Raw genomic sequence first — 19098 nt, 5'->3', positions numbered from 1 at the left:
GTCTGCCTACGCTGCGGGCTTGCGGGGCAGCCCGGGCGGGTTGATGACCGACTCGGACACAGCCTCGGACTGCAGACCCCAGCGATCGATCACCTTCTGGTAGCTGCCGTCGTCGATGGCATGTTGGAGCGCCTCGCGGACGGCCTCGATGAGACCGTTGTCCTTCTTGGTCAGCACCGCGATCTCACCCTGCAGCGCGTCACCGGCCCCAGAGAAGGTGCCGACAACCTTCGATTCGCCACTGGTCGCGGCGTGGTAGACGGCAGAGGGGTTCGGCCCGAGATAACCGTCGATGCGCTTGGATCCCAATGCCAAGTAGTAGTCGGAGGTGTTCTGGTAGTAGGCCAGCTCAGCCGGCGCGAGACCCTCGGCCACGTTCGCCTCGTTCCAGTCCACCAACAGCTGTTCCTGGTTGGTGCCGGACCCGACGCCGATCTTCTTGCCGGCGATGTCCTGACGCTTCTCCACCTTCCAGTCGGTGTCCTTCTGGGTCTCGAACGCAAGATTGTCGAGCCGGTAGGTGGCGAAGTCGTACTTGTCTTTTCGCTCCTCGGTGACCGTGACGTTGGAGATGAACACGTCGTTCTCACCGGAGTCGATCTTGACGAAGTTCTGCGACCAATCGGCAACCTGCAGATCGACGTCCAGCCCGAGAATATCTCCGACGAGGTAGGAGAAGTCGACTTCGGATCCGACGATGGTGGTGTCGTCGGTGGCGTAGAAGCGCAGCGGCGGCGCAGTTCCGCCCGCGCCGGTGACGATCAGCGTGCCTCGATCTCGAATGGCCTGTGGCACTTTTGCGGCGATCTCGTCGACCTTGTCGACTCGGACTCTTTCGGTCTGCTCGGGTGTGAGGTCGAAGCTTTGCCCGTCCTCGGTGACGACCTGTGACTCGGCCTCGGGTTCGCTGCAGGCGGTCGCGGTGAGCGCCACGATGGCCAGTGCTGCGGCCATGACCGTCAGCCTGCGTGATGGTTTCGACATGAGTGTTGTCCGTCTTTCGCTGAAGTGAGGTGGTTTACAGAACGTGGGAGAGGAAAGCTCTGGTCCGCTCGTGCTGCGGTGAATCGAGAAGCGCTGCAGGAGTTCCCTGTTCGACGATGACGCCGGCGTCCATGAATACAATGGTGTCGGCGATGTCGCGGGCGAAGGCGACTTCGTGGGTGACGATCACCAGCGTGGCACCATCGCGGGCAAGTCCGCGGATGACTTCCAGTACCTCGCCGACGAGCTCCGGATCGAGCGCCGAGGTGGGCTCGTCGAACAGAATCACTTTGGGGCGCAGCGCCAGTGCCCTCGCGATGGCCACTCGCTGCTGCTGGCCCCCGGAAAGCCGACGCGGGTAGTCGTGCGCTTTCGCGCCGACACCGACCCGCTCGAGCAGCGCAAGCGCCTCGGGCTCGACGTCGACGCGCTTACGCTTCTGCGCCGAGATGGGAGCCTCGACGACGTTCTCGAGCACGGTCAGGTGCGGGAAGAGGTTGAAGTTCTGGAATACGAACCCGATCTGCGAACGCTGACGCAGAATCTCACGGTTGCTCAGCTCGTGCAGCTTGGCACCCTTGCGTTCGTAGCCGACCAGATCGCCGTCCACCCGCACGGTGCCCTGGTCGACTTTCTCGAGGTGATTGATGATGCGCAGCAGGGTCGATTTACCCGATCCGGACGGGCCGATGACGGCGGTGACCTCCCCGGGCCGGACGACGAGGTCGACGCCTCTGAGCACTTCGAGGGCACCGTAGGACTTGTGTACGCCGCGCACCTCGACGGCATAGGTCTTCGCGGTCGTCGTGGCATCGAGTGTGGTCATCGTGTCGCTCCTCGCGGTGCGAGAGTGATCTCGGCCAGCTGCTTCCGTAGCTTCTGGATCGGCGTCAGCTCGATGTTGCGGACAGCACCCTTGGCGTAGTGCCGCTCCACGTAGTACTGCACCGCCGACAGAATCGAGGTGAGAATGATGTACCAGACGGTGGCCACCATGAGCAGCGGTACCACTCGGCCGCTTCGGCCGTAGATGACCTGGACCTGGTAGAACAGCTCGGCGATGGCCATGACGGAGACGATCGAGGTGCCCTTGAACAGGCTGATCACCTCGTTGGCAGCGTTGGGGAGAATGCCTCGCATCGCCTGCGGAAGAATGATCTTGACGAACTCTCGTCTTTTCGGAATGCCCAGTGCTGCAGATGCTTCCAGCTGCCCCTGGTCTACCGAAATGATACCGGCGCGGACGATCTCGGCGGAGTATGCAGCCTGATGCAGAGCGAGTCCGACGATCGCAGCCGTCGACCCGCTGATGACGTTGTTGACGTCGAACTCGAAGAAGCTGGGTCCGAACGGAATTCCCACCGACAGGGTTTGGTAGAGATACGCGATGTTGAACCAGAACAGCAGCTGCACGATCAGAGGAATGGATCGGAACGCCCAGATGTAGAACCACGCAATCACCTGTAGGACAGGGTTGTTCGACAATCTCGCGACCGCCAAAGCGATACCGAGCGCGAAGCCGATCAGGGTGCCCCAGAACGTGAGCTGGATGGTGAGCCACAGGGCCGAGAGCACCGATTGCGCGGTGAAGTACTGGGCGAACGTGCCCCAGTCCCAACCCGGATTGGTAGCGAAGCCGTGCAGGAACTGGGCAACCACGACCAGGGTGGCGATGCTGATCACCCAACGCCATGGATGCCATTTTCTGGCCAGCACGAGTTGCTCGTCGGGGACCTGTGCGTCATCACCTGGGTTCGAGGCCGCCGGTCGAGCTTGTAGTTGAGTCACCGGAACCGCCGGGCCGGATGGGCAGCGATCATCGCTGTGTTGCCTTTCGAGGAATTCGAGCTGTGAGTACGCGAATCGTCAAACGTGCGTACAGGTACAGGTGCTCATCAGCAGTGCCTCCATCGGTCCTGGCGGTAGCACCCACACCTTCGGCGAGGAAGGGGGTTGCTGCGACGTCATCGAGCCAAGGTCTCTCGGTCGCTCTGGATGGTGACAGGAATGTATAGAACGTCGGATTGAAAAGTCAAGTGCGAGTGTCACTTCGGGTTGAAATCACGATGATTTCAACCCTTGCCGTCAGAGCGATCGGCCGAATGCTCCCCGAAAGCGGGCGGCGGGATGCGCGTCGGGCAGGCGATCGAGACCGGTCAGCTTGCGCCTGACGGTGCCGGCCTCGTATTCACGCTTGGCCAACCCCCGCTGCTGCAGGACCGGCAGTACGTGGTCCACGAACTCGACGTAACTTCCGGGAAGGGTGGAGTTGATGACGTTGATCCCGTCGACACCGGCGTCGCGCCACTGTTCGAGACGATCGGCGATGGACTCGGGCGTTCCCACTACACGGCCGCTCCGAGTCCGCATGTGCGCGAGATCGCGAACGGTGGGTTCTCGGTCGGTGATCGCTTCGCGAAGCCACGCCAACGTGCTCTGCGACCCCTCCCCCTGCACTTCGCCGATCGGGGTGTCCAGATCGTAGAAGCCGAGATCGATGCCGATTCCGCCGGCGGCATGCGCGATCATCGCCTCGTCGTCGACGAACTCGTCCAGCTCCGCTTCCTTCCGCCGCGCTTCGTCATCGGTGCTCCCGATGACGAACGACAGCCCCTGATAGAACTCGAGATCGTGTGCTGCTCTGCCATTGTCGACCACCAGCCGTCGCGTGTCGGCAATCAGCGCATGGGCGGCTTCGGGTGACGGGGACGCGATGAACTGCGCTTCGGCATTTCGGGCCGCGAAGCGTCGACCCGTCGGCGAGGAACCTGCCTGAAACAGCACCGGCGTGCGCTGCGGCGACGGCGCAGACAGATGCGGCCCTTCGACGCGGTAGCGCTTGCCCACGTGATCGATCGTGTGCACTTCGGAGAAGTCCGCGTGCACCCCGGTCTCCTTGTCCTGCAGCAGAGCTCCGTCGTCCCAGGAACCTTCCCAGAGCTTGTAGACCACCTCGACGTACTCGTCCGCCCAGGCGTATCGGTCCTCGTGCAAGGCCAGATCACCGAAGCCGAAGTTGCGCCACGCGTTGGCCGACATACTCGTCACGATGTTCCAGGCAATCCGACCCTGCGACGCGTGATCGAGGGTGGACATCTTGCGAGCGAAGTTGAAGGGATGCTCCTGCAGGATCGACGACGTGATCGCAATGCCCAGATGTTCTGTCGCACAGGCGATCGCCGACGCAACTACGGATGGATCGTGGCTCGGGATCTGCAATCCGGACTCGACGAACTTGCGCGACGAGCCTCGGTGGTCGTTGTACAGGCCGACGACGTCCGCGAAGAAGATGAAGTCGAACTTCCCCTGCTCGAGCAGTCGGGCCAGCGAGACCCAGTGTTCGAGGGACGCGAAATTCGTCTGCTCTGCTTCCGGACTGCGCCACGCACCGTGCACGATATGAGACGTGGTGTTCATGACGAATGCGGAAAACCTGAGCGGCCGAGTCATACCGCCACCATGCCACGAAGACACATGCCGGAACACCGCGCAGACGTCGGCAGCGCACCGAGTACAGCCCCTCGAATCAGCCTGATTTCAACCATTGCGTCGCGCCCCCGACGCGGCGAGCCTTGTCGGTAGCGAATCGTTCTGTGCGGGCTGGGTCTCGCGCAGCGTCGACGAAAGGAATGGGTCGCCACGATGCCGAACAGCTCTGCCACGTCGAAGAACACCGCAATCGCCATGATCGAACGCAGAATCTCCTCCACCACCGAATCCTGGGACTGGCAGATCGACGCACTGTGCCGAGGTCAGGACTCGGAGATCTTCTTCTCCCCGTCGGGTGAGGGGCGAACGGCGCGTCGCCAACGCGAGGATCGCGCCAAGCAGGTGTGCGCCGGCTGCGGAGTGCTCGACGCATGCAAACGGTTCGCGCTGGCAGCCAACGAACCGTTCGGAGTGTGGGGCGGAACGACTGCCCGCGAGCGACAACAGCACCGAGCCAGCTCCCGACGTGCCGACGAACGGCAGGCGAGCTAGTAGCAGGAGTCAAGCCGGCGGAACGACCCGATAGTTCGGCAGTCGACCTTGCGGCTCGACCCGGTAGTTCACAATGGAGGGGTGAGCGAAACCGAGAAGCCCCAGCAGTGGACGTATCTGATGGACATGGACGGTGTTCTCGTGCACGAGGATCACCTGATTCCCGGTGCCGACACGTTCCTCGCCGAGCTGCAGGCCAACGAGATCCCGTTCATCGTGCTGACCAACAATTCGATTCGTACCCCCCGTGACCTGCGCGCACGTCTCGCATTCACCGGTCTGGACATTCCGGAGAAGTCGATCTGGACCTCCGCTCTGGCCACCGCGACGTTCCTCGGCAATCAGCGTCCCGGCGGCAGCGCGTACGTCGTCGGCGAGTCGGGCCTGACCACGGCCCTGCACGACATCGGCTACACCCTCACCGACTCGAGCCCGGATTACGTGGTACTCGGCGAGACCCGGACGTACTCGTTCGAGGCCATCACCACCGCCATTCGTCTCGTCGAGAAGGGTTCGCGCTTCATCGCCACCAACCCCGACGCCACCGGCCCGTCCCGTGAGGGCTCGCTGCCGGCGACCGGTTCGGTCGCCGCGCTCATCACCAAGGCCACCGGCAAAGAGCCCTACTACGTGGGCAAGCCCAACGCGTTGATGATGCGGTCGGCTCTGCGTGCGATCGGCGGCCATTCCGAGAACACACTGATGATCGGCGACCGGATGGACACCGACGTGCTCTCCGGTCTCGAAGCCGGACTGCAGACCATCCTGGTTCTCACCGGAATCTCGACGGTCCAGTCCGTCGAGCAGTATCCGTACCGACCGACCAAGGTCCTCGATTCCGTCGCAGACCTGGTGGGCCGCACTCAGAACCCGTTCTGATGACACTCGAATTCGTCCTGTCCCGGCAGGATCACCACGTCGTCGGACTTGGCGTCCGGCACGCTTTTCCCGATGTCGCCGACGCGGTGGCCGCGGTGCGGGAGGGCCGAAACGTCGTCGGCGCAATTCCTTTCGACATGTCCGACGCCACCGCCCTCATCGAGCCGGAGGAGTTCTACCGACTCGACGGGCCTTGGTCGACGGTCGATGCTCAACCGCCGTTACCGGCGGTGACCGTCGCGCGCCAGATTCCCGATCCTGACGTCCATGTGCAGCGAGTACGCGATGTCGTCGAGCAGCTGAAAGCCGGTGTGGCCGAGAAGATCGTGCTCGCTCGGGCCATCGAAGTGACCGCAGATGCACAGATCGATCCCGCCTCCGTGTTGAGCGCGCTGGTCACCCGAGATCCGATGGGCAACGGCTTTCTGGCGGATCTGTCGCCCGCAGGTAAGACCGGCAGGCACATCATCGGCGCGAGCCCGGAACTGTTGGTTCGCAAGCGCGGCAACGTCGTCACCTGCCATCCGTTTGCCGGCACGGCTGCGCGTTCCACCGATCCAGACGAAGAAGCGCGCATCTCCACAGCGTTGGCGGCCAGCGCCAAGGATCAGGCCGAGCACCGATTTGTCGTCGACGAGATCCGTGCTGCGTTGGAGCCGTACTGCGAGACGCTCGATGTGCCCGAGTCACCTCAACTCAGCAGCACTCCGCAGCTGTGGCACCTGTCGACACCCATCGTCGGCACCTTGGCCGATCCCGCGACCTCGGCGCTCGACCTCGCGCTGGCGCTACATCCCACCGCTGCCGTCGCGGGCGTACCCCGAGCCGCGGCCATGGCTGCGATCGCAGACGTCGAGGGCTCCCGCGGCTTCTACGCCGGAGCCGTCGGGTGGACCGACGGCAGCGGCGACGGCGAGTGGATGGTCACGATCCGCTGCATCGAACTCGCTGCGGACGGACTTTCTGGAACGGCCACAGCGGGCGGCGGCATCGTCGCAGATTCCGACCCCGACGCCGAACTGAACGAAACCACGGCCAAGTTCCGCACGGTACTCAGCGTTTTCGAGCACTGACGTCGCTCCGTACACCGCTACCGATCGCCCGTCGCGTTGAGATCACGGTGAATCGAACTGTGTACATCGACGATCGACAATGGTCAGCTTGTTGAATTCCACACTGCACCGGCGCAATTCGGGCAGTTCTTCAACCAGCGAAAGGTACCGACATGTCGGTGGACACTCTTGTCGAGAATGACACAGCTCTGCGTGCGATCAAGATCGGCGGCAATCTCGGTGCCCGCATCGAGGGAGTACGACTCGGTGGCGACCTGGATGCGAACACCGTCGAGTTCGTTCGGCGCGCTCTGCTCGAACACAAGGTGATCTTCTTCAGCGGCCAGCACCACCTCGACGACGAAAGCCAGTATGCGTTCGCGGAGCTACTCGGATCGCCGACCACTCCGCACCCCACGGTCACTTCTCGCGGCACCAGAACGCTGTCCATCGACTCCGATTACGGCAAGGCCAACAGCTGGCACTCGGATGTGACCTTCGTCGACCGCATCCCGAAGGCCTCGATCCTGCGTGCGGTCAGCCTCCCGGAGTACGGCGGGAACACCACGTGGGCGTCACAGACTGCCGCCTACGCGCAGCTGCCGGATTCGTTGAAGGCGTTGGTCGACAACCTCTGGGCCACCCACTCGAACACCTACGACTATGCGGCGACAGCGGCAGAGAAAATTCAGAACTCGAAGACCGAGGAGTACCGGAAGGAATTCCAGTCCACCTACTTCGAGACCGAGCATCCGGTGGTGCGAGTACACCCCGAGACCGGTGAGAAGACCCTGGTTCTGGGCCACTTCGTGAAGAACTTCATCGGGTTGTCGACCAAAGAGTCGCAGACGCTGTTCGATCTCCTACAGAATCGAGTGACCAAGCTGGAGAACACTGTTCGCTGGACCTGGAGCCTCGGCGACGTCGCCATCTGGGACAACCGCGCCACCCAGCACTACGCCGTCGCAGACTGGGACGATCAGTACCGCCGCCTCGAACGCATCACCCTGGCGGGCGACGTGCCGGTACACCCCAACGGAGAGAAGAGCCGAGTGGTCGCCGGCGATGCCGCGCACTACTCCCTCATCGACAAGCCGGTACCGGTGACACTCTGACCCAGCTACTTCAGCGCCTGGTCCAGGTCTCCGATCAGGTCCTCGGTGTCTTCGAGGCCGATCGAGATGCGCACGACGCCGTCGGTGATGCCCACTGCCGCACGACCTTCCGGCCCCATCGCGCGGTGCGTGGTGGTGGCCGGATGGGTGATCAGTGTCTTCGAGTCGCCGAGATTGTTGGAGATGTCGACGATACGCAACGCGTCGAGCACCTCGAAGGCGCGCTTCTTGCCTTCACCCTCAGGTGCTTCGAGCTCGAAGGTCACGACGGTTCCGCCGCCCGACATCTGCGACTTCGCCAGCTCGTACTGCGGATGTGATTGCAGGAAAGGATATTTCACCCAGCGCACCGCAGGGTGAGCTTCGAGGAACTCGGCAATCTGCAGCGCGGAGTTCACCGAATGCCGCACCCGCACCGGCATCGTCTCGAGCCCCTTGAGCAGGGTCCAGGCGTTGAACGGGCTCAGTGCAGGGCCGGTGTGCCGCATCAGAGTCTGCACCGGGCCTTCGATGTATTCCTTCGAGCCCAGGATCGCACCGCCGAGTACCCGGCCCTGGCCGTCGATGTGTTTGGTGCCCGAGTACACGACCACGTCGGCCCCGAGTTCGAGGCTGCGCTGCAGCAGGGGCGTCGCGAACACGTTGTCCAACACCACCGTTGCGCCGGCAGCATGCGCCAGCTCGGAGACGCGCCTGACATCGACCAACGACTGCATCGGGTTGGACGGGGTCTCGAAGAACACCGCCGTCGTCGGCACCGACAGCGCCTGCTCCCACTGCTCGAGGTCTTCGCCGTCGACGAAGACGGTCTCGACGCCCCAGCGCGGCAGAATCTCGTTGCACACCACGAAGCACGACCCGAAAAGGCTACGCGCAGCGACCAATCGGTCGCCGGCCTTCAGCAGCGCACCGAGCGCGGTGAACACCGCGGACATGCCGCTGGACGTCCCGAAGCATGCCTCGGCACCCTCGATCAACCGCAGTCGCTCCTCGAACATCTTCACTGTCGGGTTGCCGTACCGCGAGTACACGAAGTGATCGATGTCGCCGGTGAAGGCCTGCTCGGCCGCGCCGGCACTCTCGTACACGAAACCCGAAGAGAGATACAGCGCTTCGGCGTTCTCGTCGAACCCGGATCGCATCAGGCCGCCGCGAACTCCCAGCGTTCCCTGACCCACACCCTCGGGCAAGGGCTTGTCGAATCCGCCACCTTTGGGAATCCCCTTGTCGCTGCGCTCCTGCCCGCCGCCTGGATTCCCGCTCACGACTGCCTCCAGGGCAACCCGACCGCACGCCAACCCGTGGCTCCGCGGTGGCCGTCGGCGTCGGTGGCACCCTCGAAACCGTCGAGCACGTTGTAGGACGGACCGATGCCCGCTGCCGTCGCGGCTTCCGCGGCACCGATGGACCGCTGACCGGAGCGGCACAGGAAGACCACCGGCCGATCGCCGTCCACGCCTGCGGCTTTCAGGTCTTCGACAAAATCGGTGTTGCGCGCACCGTCGGGGTAGCTGACCCACTCGATCAGGTGCGTCGGACGGTCGATACCGGAGGTGTCCGGAACACCGACGTACTGCCACTCGGCGCGCGTCCGAACGTCCACGAGCACAGCCTCGGGGTTGCTCTGCAACAACTCCCACGCCGCTTCCGGGGTTATGTCACCTGCGTAGGTCACTGGATCAGCCTTCCGTCACTTGCCAATACATCACACATACCGAGATCAGACATTGCAGACCAGCCACTTGTCGTCGACGCGGACGAATTTCCACTCGTCGTCGGTCTGCACTCCGGATTTCTCTTCCTTCAGCGGGACGGTCACCCTGCCGCGGTCGCCGTTGACCTCGTACTCCGACGGCACCCCGTCGATCGACGTCTCGCCGTTGCGCTCGACCTCGCCTGCTCGATCGGTTCGGTACTGCGCGTCGTCGCCGGGAACGAGGAGCGCAACCTGGTCGAAGCAGGTGTTCTCGCGCAACAGATCCGCATCGCCGGTGTTCTGTGCTTCGAGGAATCCGTCGACGGCGTCGGTGAGCAGCTGCGCCTGCGTCACGTTGTTCTCGGCGGGCGCGAACTTCGACGCCGCGAAGATACCGACGAGCAGAACGACGACGATGCCCGCGGCGATGATGAACGGCCACGCGTTGGGCGGACGCTGCTCACCGGAGTCTGCGGCCGCTTCGGACGCGTTGTTGCGCGCTTCCTCACGACTGTCGACCCACTGCTGCCTACGTTCACTCCACGACGCCATGTAGGCAATCTTCCTCGATCCAACGGGCCCGGAACTACCGGGGTCCGACGGGAATGTCTCCGCGCAACGTGATGCGGTGCATCTTGCGGTGCTCGGTGCCGTAGTCGCGGTTGGCGTAGTGCGAGGTGCTCCGGTTGTCCCACAGCACCAGATCACCGAGACGCCAGCGGTGTCGCACGATGTGCTCGGGCTTGGTGAGGTGCGCGTAGAGCAGGTCCAGAATCCCGCGGCTCTCCGCCTCCGACACGCCCACGATGTGGGAGGTGAAACCAGGATTGACGAACAGCCCCTTGCGGCCCGTTTCCGGATGCACCCGCACGACGGGATGTTCGACGGGGACCAGCGCGGTGACTTCCTTGCCGTCCCACACGTTGCCCTTACCGCCGCGCTTCTGCGCGAGGTAGTAGCCGAATTCGCGGTTACCGTCGTGAATCGCGGTGAGCCCGTCGATCATTCGGCGTACCGGCGAGGAGAGGGACTCGTAGGCGAGCTGGCTGTCGGCCCAGTTGGTGTCGCCGCCGTGTGGGGGCAGGACGACGGGGCGCAGGATCGACCCCATCGGCGGACGTTCCATGAAGGTGACGTCGGTGTGCCAGACGTCGGCGAACCCGTTGTCCTGACTGTCGAGCGCGTACACCTCGGGGGCGACGTGGCCACTGTCGTGAACCGGGTGACCGGCAGTGAGGTCACCGAGACGGCGGCCGAATTCGACGTGTGCCGCGTCGTCCAGCGTTTGCCCGCGCAGCACCAGAACCTTGTATTCGACGAGGGCTCGGCGCACGGCGTGGATCTGCGCATCGGACGCCGATGCGACGTCGAGGCCGATGACCTCGGCCCCGAACGACGGGCCGAGCTTGTCGAGCGTGAGGGTGGCGGTCTGTTCCAGAGTGGTCATGTGTCCTCGAATCTGTGCACGGCGAAAGGGCTGATTCAGGCAGCGCTGCCGTCGAAAGAGGGATCCCGTCCCAGCGGATCTCGTCCGGAAGGAGGGGAAGGGCGTCGGGTCAGGTCACCGACAACACATGTTGGTGCAGGTACGACAGAAGTCGACGGTGAACCGTCGGACCAGGTATGTCGTCTCCACGGGTCAATTCCTACCGGAAACCGGGAAATACGGCAAGTTGCCCACTGCCCCAGCTCAGGTGATGCTTAATTTATGCTGGGGTGTCCGCACTTCCCTCGAAGAAGGTAGCTCGCTGCACATGACTGATCAGACTCGTCCACTCCGCGTCGCCATCGTCGGTGCCGGACCGGCCGGCATCTATGCCGCCGACGCGCTCATGAAGTCCGACCACAATGTCAGCGGACCGGGCGTGAGCATCGATCTCTTCGAGCGGATGCCTGCACCGTTCGGGCTCATTCGCTACGGCGTGGCCCCCGACCACCCGCGCATCAAGGGCATCATCACCGCCCTGCACAAGGTGCTCGACAAGCCACAGGTCCGCCTGCTCGGCAACATCGACTACGGCACCGACATCAACCTCGACGACCTGCGTCGCTTCTACGACGCCGTCATCTTCTCCACCGGTGCCAACGCAGACCGCGCACTGAACATCCCCGGCATCGACCTCGACGGCAGCTACGGTGCCGCGGACTTCGTCTCCTGGTACGACGGCCACCCGGACGTCCCACGCACCTGGCCGCTCGAGGCCGAGAAGGTCGCCGTTCTCGGCGTCGGAAACGTCGCCCTCGACGTCGCACGCGTCCTCGCCAAGACCGGCGACGAACTGCTCCCCACCGAGATCCCGGCCAACGTCTACGAAGGTCTCAAGGCCAACAAAGCCATCGAGGTGCATGTCTTCGGACGTCGCGGACCGGCTCAGGCCAAGTTCACCCCGTTGGAGCTGCGCGAGCTCGACCACTCGCCGAACATCGAGGTCATCGTCGCCCCCGAGGACATCGACTACGACGAAGGCTCCGAGCAGGCCCGCCGCAACTCCAAGCAGGTCGACATGGTCGCCAACACCCTGCAGGACTGGGCCATCCGCGACGTCGGCAACCGCCCGCACAAGCTGTTCCTGCACTTCTTCGAATCGCCCAGCGAGGTACTCGGCGAGGACGGCAAGGTCGTCGGACTGCGTACCGAACGCACCGAGCTCGACGGCACCGGCAACGTCAAGGGCACCGGCAAGTACAACGACTGGGACGTTCAAGCCGTCTACCGCGCCGTCGGCTACCTCAGCCAGAACATCAGCCAGCTCCCGTTCGACGAGCAGGCAGGCACCATCCCCAACGAGGCCGGACGCGTCGTCGAGTCACCGCACTCCACCACTCCCGTCCCCGCCACGTACGTCACTGGCTGGATCAAGCGCGGACCCGTCGGCCTCATCGGTCACACCAAGGGCGACGCCAACGAAACCGTCGCGAACCTGCTCGAGGATGCGCCGAACTTCGCCGGTGCGGCCGAGCCGGATCTCGATGCCGTCACGTCGTTCCTCGAAGGCAAGCAGGTGCCCTTCACCACCTGGGACGGCTGGTACCGCCTCGACGCCCACGAGCGTTCACTCGGTGAGCCCGAGGGCCGCGAGCGCGTGAAGGTCGTCGAGCGTGAGGACATGCTGAAGGCCTCCGAGCCCGACAAGGCCTGAGTGCCTGCGGCAGTGGTGTGGTTGCGCCTGCGGGTCGTTCCGCAGGCTCCACTCCCGTGTGCCCTCTGCGGCACATGACCACACCACTGCGCGAAGCGCTCTACACCCGAACCGCCAGCAGCTTTCCCTCGGTCTCGATCTTGCGCTGATGCTCGTTGAAATCCGGTGCAGCGCAGACGAACAGCGTGCGGCCGTCGGATCCGCCGAGTCCGCAGGCGAATACTCCGAGATCGAAATCGAGCTGATCGAGTACCTCTCCACCCTGCGCGACGTGCAGCACCCGCTGACCCAACGCATCGGCGATCCACATCGTGCCGTCGGTGTCGATGCAACATCCGTCGGCAGCTACTTTCACCTCGCCCAGAGCCGTCGCCATGTCCGTCGACGACGGCAGCTCACCGAACGTCGCCCAATCACGCCGCTCCCCCAGTGAACCGTCCTCGGCGATGTCGAACGCACTGACCCGGTTACCGACCGTCTCGTCGACCAGCAGTTCACCCGAACCCGTGAACGCCATCCCGTTGGGGAAGTACAGATCCGATGCCACGACGTGTGCAGAACCGTCCGGGTCGACGCGAATCAGATCGGCCGTCTCGACGGGAGCGAAGTTCATCAGATCGAACCCGAAATTCCCGATGTAGGCGCGCCCCTGGGCGTCCACGAGCATGTCGTTGAGGTTCGCCGTCACGTACGTCGACAGGTCGGCGTGGACGGTCAGCGAACCGTCGTGCTCGCGCAGCAGCAGTTTGTAGTCGCGCATCGACACGATCAGCAACCGGCCGTCGGGCAACCACCCCAGGCCAGACGGCTGATTGGGCACCTCGGCTTCGACTCGCACGTCGGATCCGTCCTCGAGGGCAGAGACGACGCGATGCGAATAGAAGTCCGATACCCAGATCCTCCCTTCGTGCCAGCGCGGACATTCGAAATAGGTGTAGCCGTCGAGAACGACAGTGGTCTCCGGTTTCATGTTTCGCATTCAAACACCGCGACACCGGGCCGCGACGGCGAATCAGCGAGCTGGCATGCTGAGACCCGTGTTCGACGCCCACTTGCACATCATCGACCCCCGTTTTCCGCTGATCGAGAACCACGGATTCTTGCCCGATCCATACACCGTCTCGAATTATCTGTACGACGTGGACGGGCTCGGCATCACCGGCGGTGCGGTGATCTCGGGATCGTTTCAGGGCACCGACCAGAGCTACCTGCTGGCCGCTCTGGAGACCCTCGGGCGCGGCTGGGTGGGCGTCACCCAGATCGATCCGGACTGCTCCGACGAGGACATCGTCGCGCTCGACGAGGCGGGCGTGCGCGGTATGCGGTTCAACCTCAAACGCGGCGAGACGGATGTCGAGATGCTCACCACCCAGGCACGTCGTGTGCACGAACTGGTCGGATGGCACGCCGAGCTGTACGTCGACGCGTCCCTGCTGCTCTCGCTCGAACCCATTCTCGCGAAGCTACCGGCCGTGAGCATCGACCACCTGGGGCTGTCGACCCAGGGTCTGCCGTACCTTTTGAATCTCGTCGACCGCGGAGTACGCGTCAAGGCAACGGGATTCGGCCGAGTGGATCTCGACATCGCCGACACACTCCAGCAGATCCATCGAGTCAACCCCGCGGCGTTGATGTTCGGCACCGATCTGCCGGGCACCCGTGCCCCACGCCCGTTCTCGGAGAACGACATCGACATCATCACCCATGCTGTCGGCGGCGACCTACCCGCCGTGCTCGACGGTAATGCCCGGGCTTGGTATCGGGTCCCCTAGGCCCTCAGACGAGTACTGCTCCCCCGAGCCACACCGCTGAGGCGAGCAGCGCGCCGAACAGTTCCACCAGGATCGACAACCCCGCGGCCTTGGTGGCGTGCACCGTCGATCGCCAGGCCTCGGAATGGTTTCGGTGCCTGGGCACTTCGGCCACGTAGACGCCTGCGATGAAACCGATGAAGAGCCCGACGACGGGGATGACGAAAAATCCGACGATGCCGAGTAGGCCGCCGACCATCAACGACCGCATCGGCACGCCCGCCTCCCGCATGCGACGGCCCGGCCAGGTGTATTTCACGACGCCGCTCAGCACCAGCAATATCGTCACGATCGCGAACACCGTCCACGCGGCTGCTCCGCCGGTGAGCCACGCCCACACCGCGACCGCCGCGAAGATCAAGATGGTGCCGGGCAGAATCGGGACGACGATGCCGACGAGGCCGACCAGAATCACCAGGCCGACCAGGACCTCTCCGAGCGTGCTCATGAGCTCAGTGTGCCCTGTGCCGGGTCAGACGACAGGACGAACCTTGCCTGCCGCCTCGCGGGCCCGGCTCCGCGCCGTCTCGATGTCCGACGCGGTCGACACCGCGACACCCATCCGGCGCCGGACGAAACTCGTCGGCTTACCGAACAGGCGCAGGTCGGTCTCGGGAACCGCCAACGCATCGGCGACGCCTTCGAAGGAAATGCCGTCCGCATCGACACCGCCGTAGATCACGGCCGACGCGCCGGGCGAGAGCAGCGTCGTGTCGATCGGCAAACCGAGCACGGCGCGGGCATGCAGCTCGAACTCCGAGAACCGTTGCGTCCGAAGCGTTACCAGACCCGTATCGTGCGGCCTGGGGCTGACCTCGGAGAAGTACACGGTGTCGCCCTGAACGAACAACTCGACACCGAACAGCCCGCGCCCACCGAGCGCCGTCGTGATGCGCTCGGCGACGTCGCGGGCACCGGCGAGGGCCGCGTCGGACATCGGCTGCGGCTGCCAGGATTCGATGTAGTCGCCGGATTCCTGCAGGTGGCCGACAGGCTCGCAGAAGAAGGTTCCGTCGACGGCTCGCACGGTGAGAAGTGTTATCTCGTAATCGAAGTCGACGAATCCCTCGACGATGACGCGGCCGAGGTCGACGCGACCACCCTTCAGGGCGTACTCCCAGGCCGCCACGACATCGGCGTCGCTGCGAACAACGGACTGACCCTTGCCCGACGACGACATGACCGGCTTGATGACGGCCGGAAAACCTATGGTGGACAATGCTTGACGAACGTCGTCCAGCGAATCGGCGAAAGCGTAGGGCGAGGTCGGTAGCCCGAGTTCCTCGGCTGCCAATCGCCTGATGCCCTCGCGGTTCATCGTCAACTGCGTCGCCCGAGCCGTGGGAATCACCACGCTTCGGCCTCGGGCTTCCACCTCGGCGAGGGCGTCGGTGGCAATGGCCTCGATCTCCGGGACCACGAAGTCGGGCTGCTGCGAATCGATCAGTGCCAGAAGCTCTTCCGGGTCGCTCATATCGATGGTGAATGCGTGGTGGGCCACCTGATGGCCGGGAGCATTGTCGTAGCGATCGACGGCGATCACCTCGACACCGAGGCGTTGGAACGCGATGATGACTTCTTTGCCCAGCTCACCTGAGCCGAGCAGCATGACCCGGGTCGCGCCGGGAGTCAGTGGAGTACCGATGCGGACGGGATCTGGGGCAGTCACAGCCCTATTATCCACACCCACATTACTTGGACGACCTAGTACAAGTTAGTCTCCATGCACAATCGCAGCGCACAACGTCGGAACGAGGCAATCAACGTGTCGAACACTGGTGGACCGCTCGCAGGGCTCCGCGTCGTCGAACTCGCAGGAATCGGGCCCGGCCCGCACGCGGCACTGCTGCTGGCAGACCTCGGCGCAGACGTCGTGCGCGTGCAACGCGCCGGACAGATCTCTCCCCACGACCACCAGCTGCGCAGCCGCACCATCGTCGAGGCGAACCTCAAGGACCCCGCCGACATCGAGAAGGTTCTCGGCCTCGTCGAGCGCGCCGACGTGCTGATCGAGGGATTCCGCCCCGGTGTCACCGAGCGACTCGGCCTCGGACCCGACGACGCCCTTGCCCGCAACCCGCGCCTGGTCTACGGCCGCATGACCGGCTGGGGCCAGGAAGGCCCCTGGGCCCAGACCGCGGGCCACGACATCAACTACATCTCGGTCACCGGGGTGCTCAACGCCATCGGCCGTGCGGGCGAGCGCCCGGTGCCGCCGCTGAACATGGTCGGCGATTTCGGTGGCGGCTCGATGTTCCTCGTCTTCGGCATCATGGCGGCGCTCTACGAGCGACAGAACTCCGGGCAGGGCCAGGTGGTGGACGCGGCCATGGTCGACGGCACCGCCGCTCTCTCGCACATGATCTGGTCGTGGCGTGGCGTCGGAGCGTGGAGCGACGACCGTGGCACCAACCTTCTCGATACCGGCGCACCGTTCTACGACACCTACGAGACCTCCGACGGCCAGTACATGGCAGTCGGCTCGCTCGAGCCACAGTTCTACGCCCAGCTGCTCACCGGACTCGGCCTCTCCGATGCGGACCTACCGTCGCAGATGGACAAGTCGCGCTGGCCGGAATTACGCGAGAAATTCACCTCGACATTCCTGACCAAGACCCGCGACGAATGGGCCACGATCTTCGACGGCACCGACGCGTGCGTGTCGCCGGTCCTCACCTTCGCCGAGGCCCCGAACCACCCGCACATGAAAGATCGAGACTCGCTCATCGACGTCGGCGGCGTCACGCAGCACCGTCCGGCACCGCGGTTCTCGCGCACCGAAAACGGAGTCCCGACGCCACCGCCGTCCACCGCAACCGACATCGCGTCGGTCTGGAGCTGACGTGTGCCGAACTCGAAGTTGTGGACAATTTTCGGCTGATTTCCGTCCGTAACTTCGAGTTCGCCGTCAGCACACAGCCGCTCAGAACACCAGTGCCGGCTGTTCCGATTCGGAGCTGGGGGCAAGGGCTCGGTACGCAGCAGCCGTGGCCATCACCGCAGCCCGAAGTTCTTGCGGCTCACGGGTGTACGGCAGCCTGAGGTAGCGCTCGAAAGCACCCTCCACGCCGAATCGCGGCCCCGCGGCCAGCACCGCTCCGAATGCGGGAGCCGTGGCGGCCAATGCACTCGATACCGGAGCGGGCAGCTGCAACCACAGCGACATGCCGCCCTCGGAACGGCGATAGCGCCAGTCCGGAACATGTTCGGCCAGAGCATCTTCGAGAATGTCCCGACGCTCACGCAGTTGGGATCGACGCAGATCCAGGGCCGGTTCCGCGTCCTGGAGCAGAAACGACGACGCCAACTGGTCCATGATCGACGTACCAAGGTCGTGTGCTGCCCGCGAACCCGCGAGCTGAGAGACCAGCGACGGGTGTGCCCTGATCCACCCGATGCGCAGGCCACCCCAGAACGACTTGGACGCCGAACCGATCGTGACGATATCGGATCCGGAGACCCGCCCGAACGATGCGACCGGTGGCGGCGGCGGCGCGTCGAGCCACAGGTCGACCATGGTCTCGTCGACGATGAGCGTCATTCGGGTGTCACGGGTGATGCGCGCGAGTTCGGCCCTCCCCTCGGCACTGAGCACCTGCCCGGTCGGGTTGTGGAAGTCCGGAATCAGATACGCCACCTTGGCTGCTGTTTGTCTCGCCGCGCTGCGGATTCCGTCGAGATCCCAATCGCCGTCCGCGGGGCGCACCGGCACCGGCACGGGCCGCGCGCCGACGCGCCTGATGGCCTCGAGCGCGTTGGGATACGTGGGGTGATCGATCAGCACGCGATCGCCGGGCGAGGTGAGTGTGCCCAGCAGAAGCCGAACTGCCTGCTGCGCACCGGAGGTGACCATGATCTGGTCCGCGGTTGTCGGCAGTCCACGTTCGACGAAGCGCTGTGCGATGGCCTCCCGCAGCACCGCGAGACCGATGGGCTCCATACCGTGCGTCGGCAGGTACGCCGGAAGTGCCTGCAGCGCAGACTCGTACGCGGCCGTCATGGTGCCGTCCGCGGCCGACATCGCCGCGTGCGACATGTCCACCACCGGACCCGACGGCGACGTCGACTGGATCAACATGCCATTGGGCGTCGGCGCGGAAGGCAACGCGACCGTACTGCGCGAGCCCTGTTTACTGATCAGGTATCCCTCGTCGCGCAACACCGAATACGAGGAGGTGATCGTCGTGCGACTCAGATCGAGTGCCGCCGACAGATCGCGCTCGCTCGGCAGCCCTACGCCGAGCGGAATCCGGCCGTCGTGAATCAGCAGACGCACGCCGTCTGCCAACGCGCGATACGTCGGACGCGAGGCCTTGCGCTTGCCGGATCCATCTGCGGAGGCGTCGGCGCGCCAGCTACCGAGATCGCGGGCCAGTGACGTTGCATTGAGAACTCTCGAGGCCATGCTCCCCAGTATTCGCGCACTGGTATCGAACATTC

General features: G+C 64.4%; 19 protein-coding genes and 1 riboswitch. Of the genes, 7 read left to right on the top strand and 12 right to left on the bottom strand.

Features of this window, described 5'->3' with window-relative positions; genetic code table 11:
* Nucleotides 1-6: 6 nt before the first annotated feature.
* From CH305_RS13030 to CH305_RS13015, 4 genes are all read right to left on the bottom strand, one after another.
* Complete coding sequence (locus tag CH305_RS13030) at nucleotides 7-984, bottom strand: ABC transporter substrate-binding protein (RefSeq protein ID WP_094703901.1); 978 nt, start codon at nucleotides 982-984, stop codon at nucleotides 7-9.
* Nucleotides 985-1018: 34 nt separating this feature from the next.
* On the bottom strand, nucleotides 1019-1810 hold the full coding sequence (locus CH305_RS13025; RefSeq protein ID WP_094703900.1) for an amino acid ABC transporter ATP-binding protein: 792 nt from the start codon (nucleotides 1808-1810) through the stop codon (nucleotides 1019-1021).
* Nucleotides 1807-2700 (bottom strand): amino acid ABC transporter permease, encoded by an 894-nt coding sequence (locus CH305_RS13020; protein WP_256983740.1) that lies wholly within the window; start codon nucleotides 2698-2700, stop codon nucleotides 1807-1809. The genes CH305_RS13025 and CH305_RS13020 overlap by 4 nt, the downstream gene beginning before the upstream one ends.
* Nucleotides 2701-2888: 188 nt before the next feature.
* Nucleotides 2889-2986, bottom strand: a riboswitch (SAM riboswitch).
* Between the two features lie 83 nt (nucleotides 2987-3069).
* On the bottom strand, nucleotides 3070-4434 hold the full coding sequence (locus tag CH305_RS13015) for an LLM class flavin-dependent oxidoreductase (protein WP_094703898.1): 1365 nt from the start codon (nucleotides 4432-4434) through the stop codon (nucleotides 3070-3072).
* 192 nt (nucleotides 4435-4626) lie between these two features.
* On the opposite strand from CH305_RS13015, the gene CH305_RS13010 reads away from it, so the two are divergent.
* From CH305_RS13010 to CH305_RS12995, 4 genes are all read left to right on the top strand, one after another.
* A complete protein-coding gene (locus tag CH305_RS13010; protein WP_371828240.1) occupies nucleotides 4627-4965 on the top strand; it encodes a WhiB family transcriptional regulator in 339 nt (112 codons plus the stop codon).
* Nucleotides 4966-5085: 120 nt separating this feature from the next.
* Nucleotides 5086-5844: an HAD-IIA family hydrolase gene (locus CH305_RS13005; RefSeq protein WP_068053998.1), complete on the top strand. Its 759-nt coding sequence runs from the start codon at nucleotides 5086-5088 to the stop codon at nucleotides 5842-5844.
* Nucleotides 5844-6917 (top strand): isochorismate synthase MenF, encoded by a 1074-nt coding sequence (locus CH305_RS13000; RefSeq protein ID WP_094703897.1) that lies wholly within the window; start codon nucleotides 5844-5846, stop codon nucleotides 6915-6917. The genes CH305_RS13005 and CH305_RS13000 overlap by 1 nt, the downstream gene beginning before the upstream one ends.
* Nucleotides 6918-7069: 152 nt before the next feature.
* Nucleotides 7070-8011 carry a TauD/TfdA family dioxygenase gene (locus tag CH305_RS12995; protein ID WP_179278280.1) on the top strand — a complete coding sequence of 314 codons (942 nt, stop codon included), beginning with the start codon at nucleotides 7070-7072 and terminating at the stop codon, nucleotides 8009-8011.
* 5 nt (nucleotides 8012-8016) lie between these two features.
* Here CH305_RS12995 and CH305_RS12990 read toward each other — a convergent pair whose 3' ends face one another.
* Genes CH305_RS12990 through CH305_RS12975 form a run of 4 tightly spaced genes read right to left on the bottom strand, consistent with a single transcriptional unit; the run spans nucleotide 8017 to nucleotide 11154 of the window.
* Nucleotides 8017-9231 (bottom strand): O-succinylhomoserine sulfhydrylase, encoded by a 1215-nt coding sequence (locus CH305_RS12990; protein ID WP_037149234.1) that lies wholly within the window; start codon nucleotides 9229-9231, stop codon nucleotides 8017-8019.
* Between the two features lie 41 nt (nucleotides 9232-9272).
* Nucleotides 9273-9686: a rhodanese-like domain-containing protein gene (locus tag CH305_RS12985; RefSeq protein WP_037148903.1), complete on the bottom strand. Its 414-nt coding sequence runs from the start codon at nucleotides 9684-9686 to the stop codon at nucleotides 9273-9275.
* A 45-nt stretch (nucleotides 9687-9731) separates the two neighbouring features.
* Entirely contained in the window at nucleotides 9732-10259 is a 528-nt protein-coding gene (locus tag CH305_RS12980; protein WP_032380199.1) for a hypothetical protein, read from the bottom strand.
* Between the two features lie 34 nt (nucleotides 10260-10293).
* Nucleotides 10294-11154: a TauD/TfdA family dioxygenase gene (locus tag CH305_RS12975; protein WP_094703896.1), complete on the bottom strand. Its 861-nt coding sequence runs from the start codon at nucleotides 11152-11154 to the stop codon at nucleotides 10294-10296.
* Nucleotides 11155-11461: 307 nt separating this feature from the next.
* Between CH305_RS12975 and CH305_RS12970 the strand changes: the two genes are divergently transcribed.
* Nucleotides 11462-12847, top strand: coding sequence for an FAD-dependent oxidoreductase (locus CH305_RS12970; protein ID WP_094703895.1), 1386 nt, complete (start codon nucleotides 11462-11464; stop codon nucleotides 12845-12847).
* Nucleotides 12848-12947: 100 nt separating this feature from the next.
* On the opposite strand, the gene CH305_RS12965 is transcribed toward CH305_RS12970, so the two are convergent.
* A complete protein-coding gene (locus CH305_RS12965; protein ID WP_242459121.1) occupies nucleotides 12948-13817 on the bottom strand; it encodes an SMP-30/gluconolactonase/LRE family protein in 870 nt (289 codons plus the stop codon).
* A gap of 55 nt (nucleotides 13818-13872) precedes the next feature.
* Between CH305_RS12965 and CH305_RS12960 the strand changes: the two genes are divergently transcribed.
* Nucleotides 13873-14619: an amidohydrolase gene (locus CH305_RS12960; protein WP_032402007.1), complete on the top strand. Its 747-nt coding sequence runs from the start codon at nucleotides 13873-13875 to the stop codon at nucleotides 14617-14619.
* Nucleotides 14620-14623: 4 nt separating this feature from the next.
* Here the strand turns inward: CH305_RS12960 and CH305_RS12955 are convergent, their stop codons facing one another.
* Both CH305_RS12955 and purT read right to left on the bottom strand, forming a co-directional pair.
* Entirely contained in the window at nucleotides 14624-15106 is a 483-nt protein-coding gene (locus tag CH305_RS12955) for a DUF456 domain-containing protein (RefSeq protein WP_037148923.1), read from the bottom strand.
* A gap of 24 nt (nucleotides 15107-15130) precedes the next feature.
* The gene (purT, locus tag CH305_RS12950) at nucleotides 15131-16327 is read right to left on the bottom strand and encodes a formate-dependent phosphoribosylglycinamide formyltransferase (protein ID WP_037148924.1); all 1197 of its coding nucleotides are present in this window, start codon (nucleotides 16325-16327) and stop codon (nucleotides 15131-15133) included.
* A gap of 96 nt (nucleotides 16328-16423) precedes the next feature.
* Between purT and CH305_RS12945 the strand changes: the two genes are divergently transcribed.
* Nucleotides 16424-17500, top strand: a complete 1077-nt coding sequence (locus tag CH305_RS12945; RefSeq protein WP_094703994.1) for a CaiB/BaiF CoA-transferase family protein — start codon at nucleotides 16424-16426, stop codon at nucleotides 17498-17500.
* An 81-nt stretch (nucleotides 17501-17581) separates the two neighbouring features.
* Here the strand turns inward: CH305_RS12945 and CH305_RS12940 are convergent, their stop codons facing one another.
* Complete coding sequence (locus tag CH305_RS12940) at nucleotides 17582-19063, bottom strand: PLP-dependent aminotransferase family protein (protein WP_094703894.1); 1482 nt, start codon at nucleotides 19061-19063, stop codon at nucleotides 17582-17584.
* Nucleotides 19064-19098: the final 35 nt, after the last annotated feature.

This window comes from Rhodococcus sp. 15-649-2-2 (genome assembly GCF_002258645.1).
Taxonomy (GTDB): Bacteria; Actinomycetota; Actinomycetes; order Mycobacteriales; family Mycobacteriaceae; genus Rhodococcoides.
The sequence above is the reverse complement of the archived record's forward strand: the minus strand, read 5'-3'. Positions and strand labels throughout refer to the sequence as shown.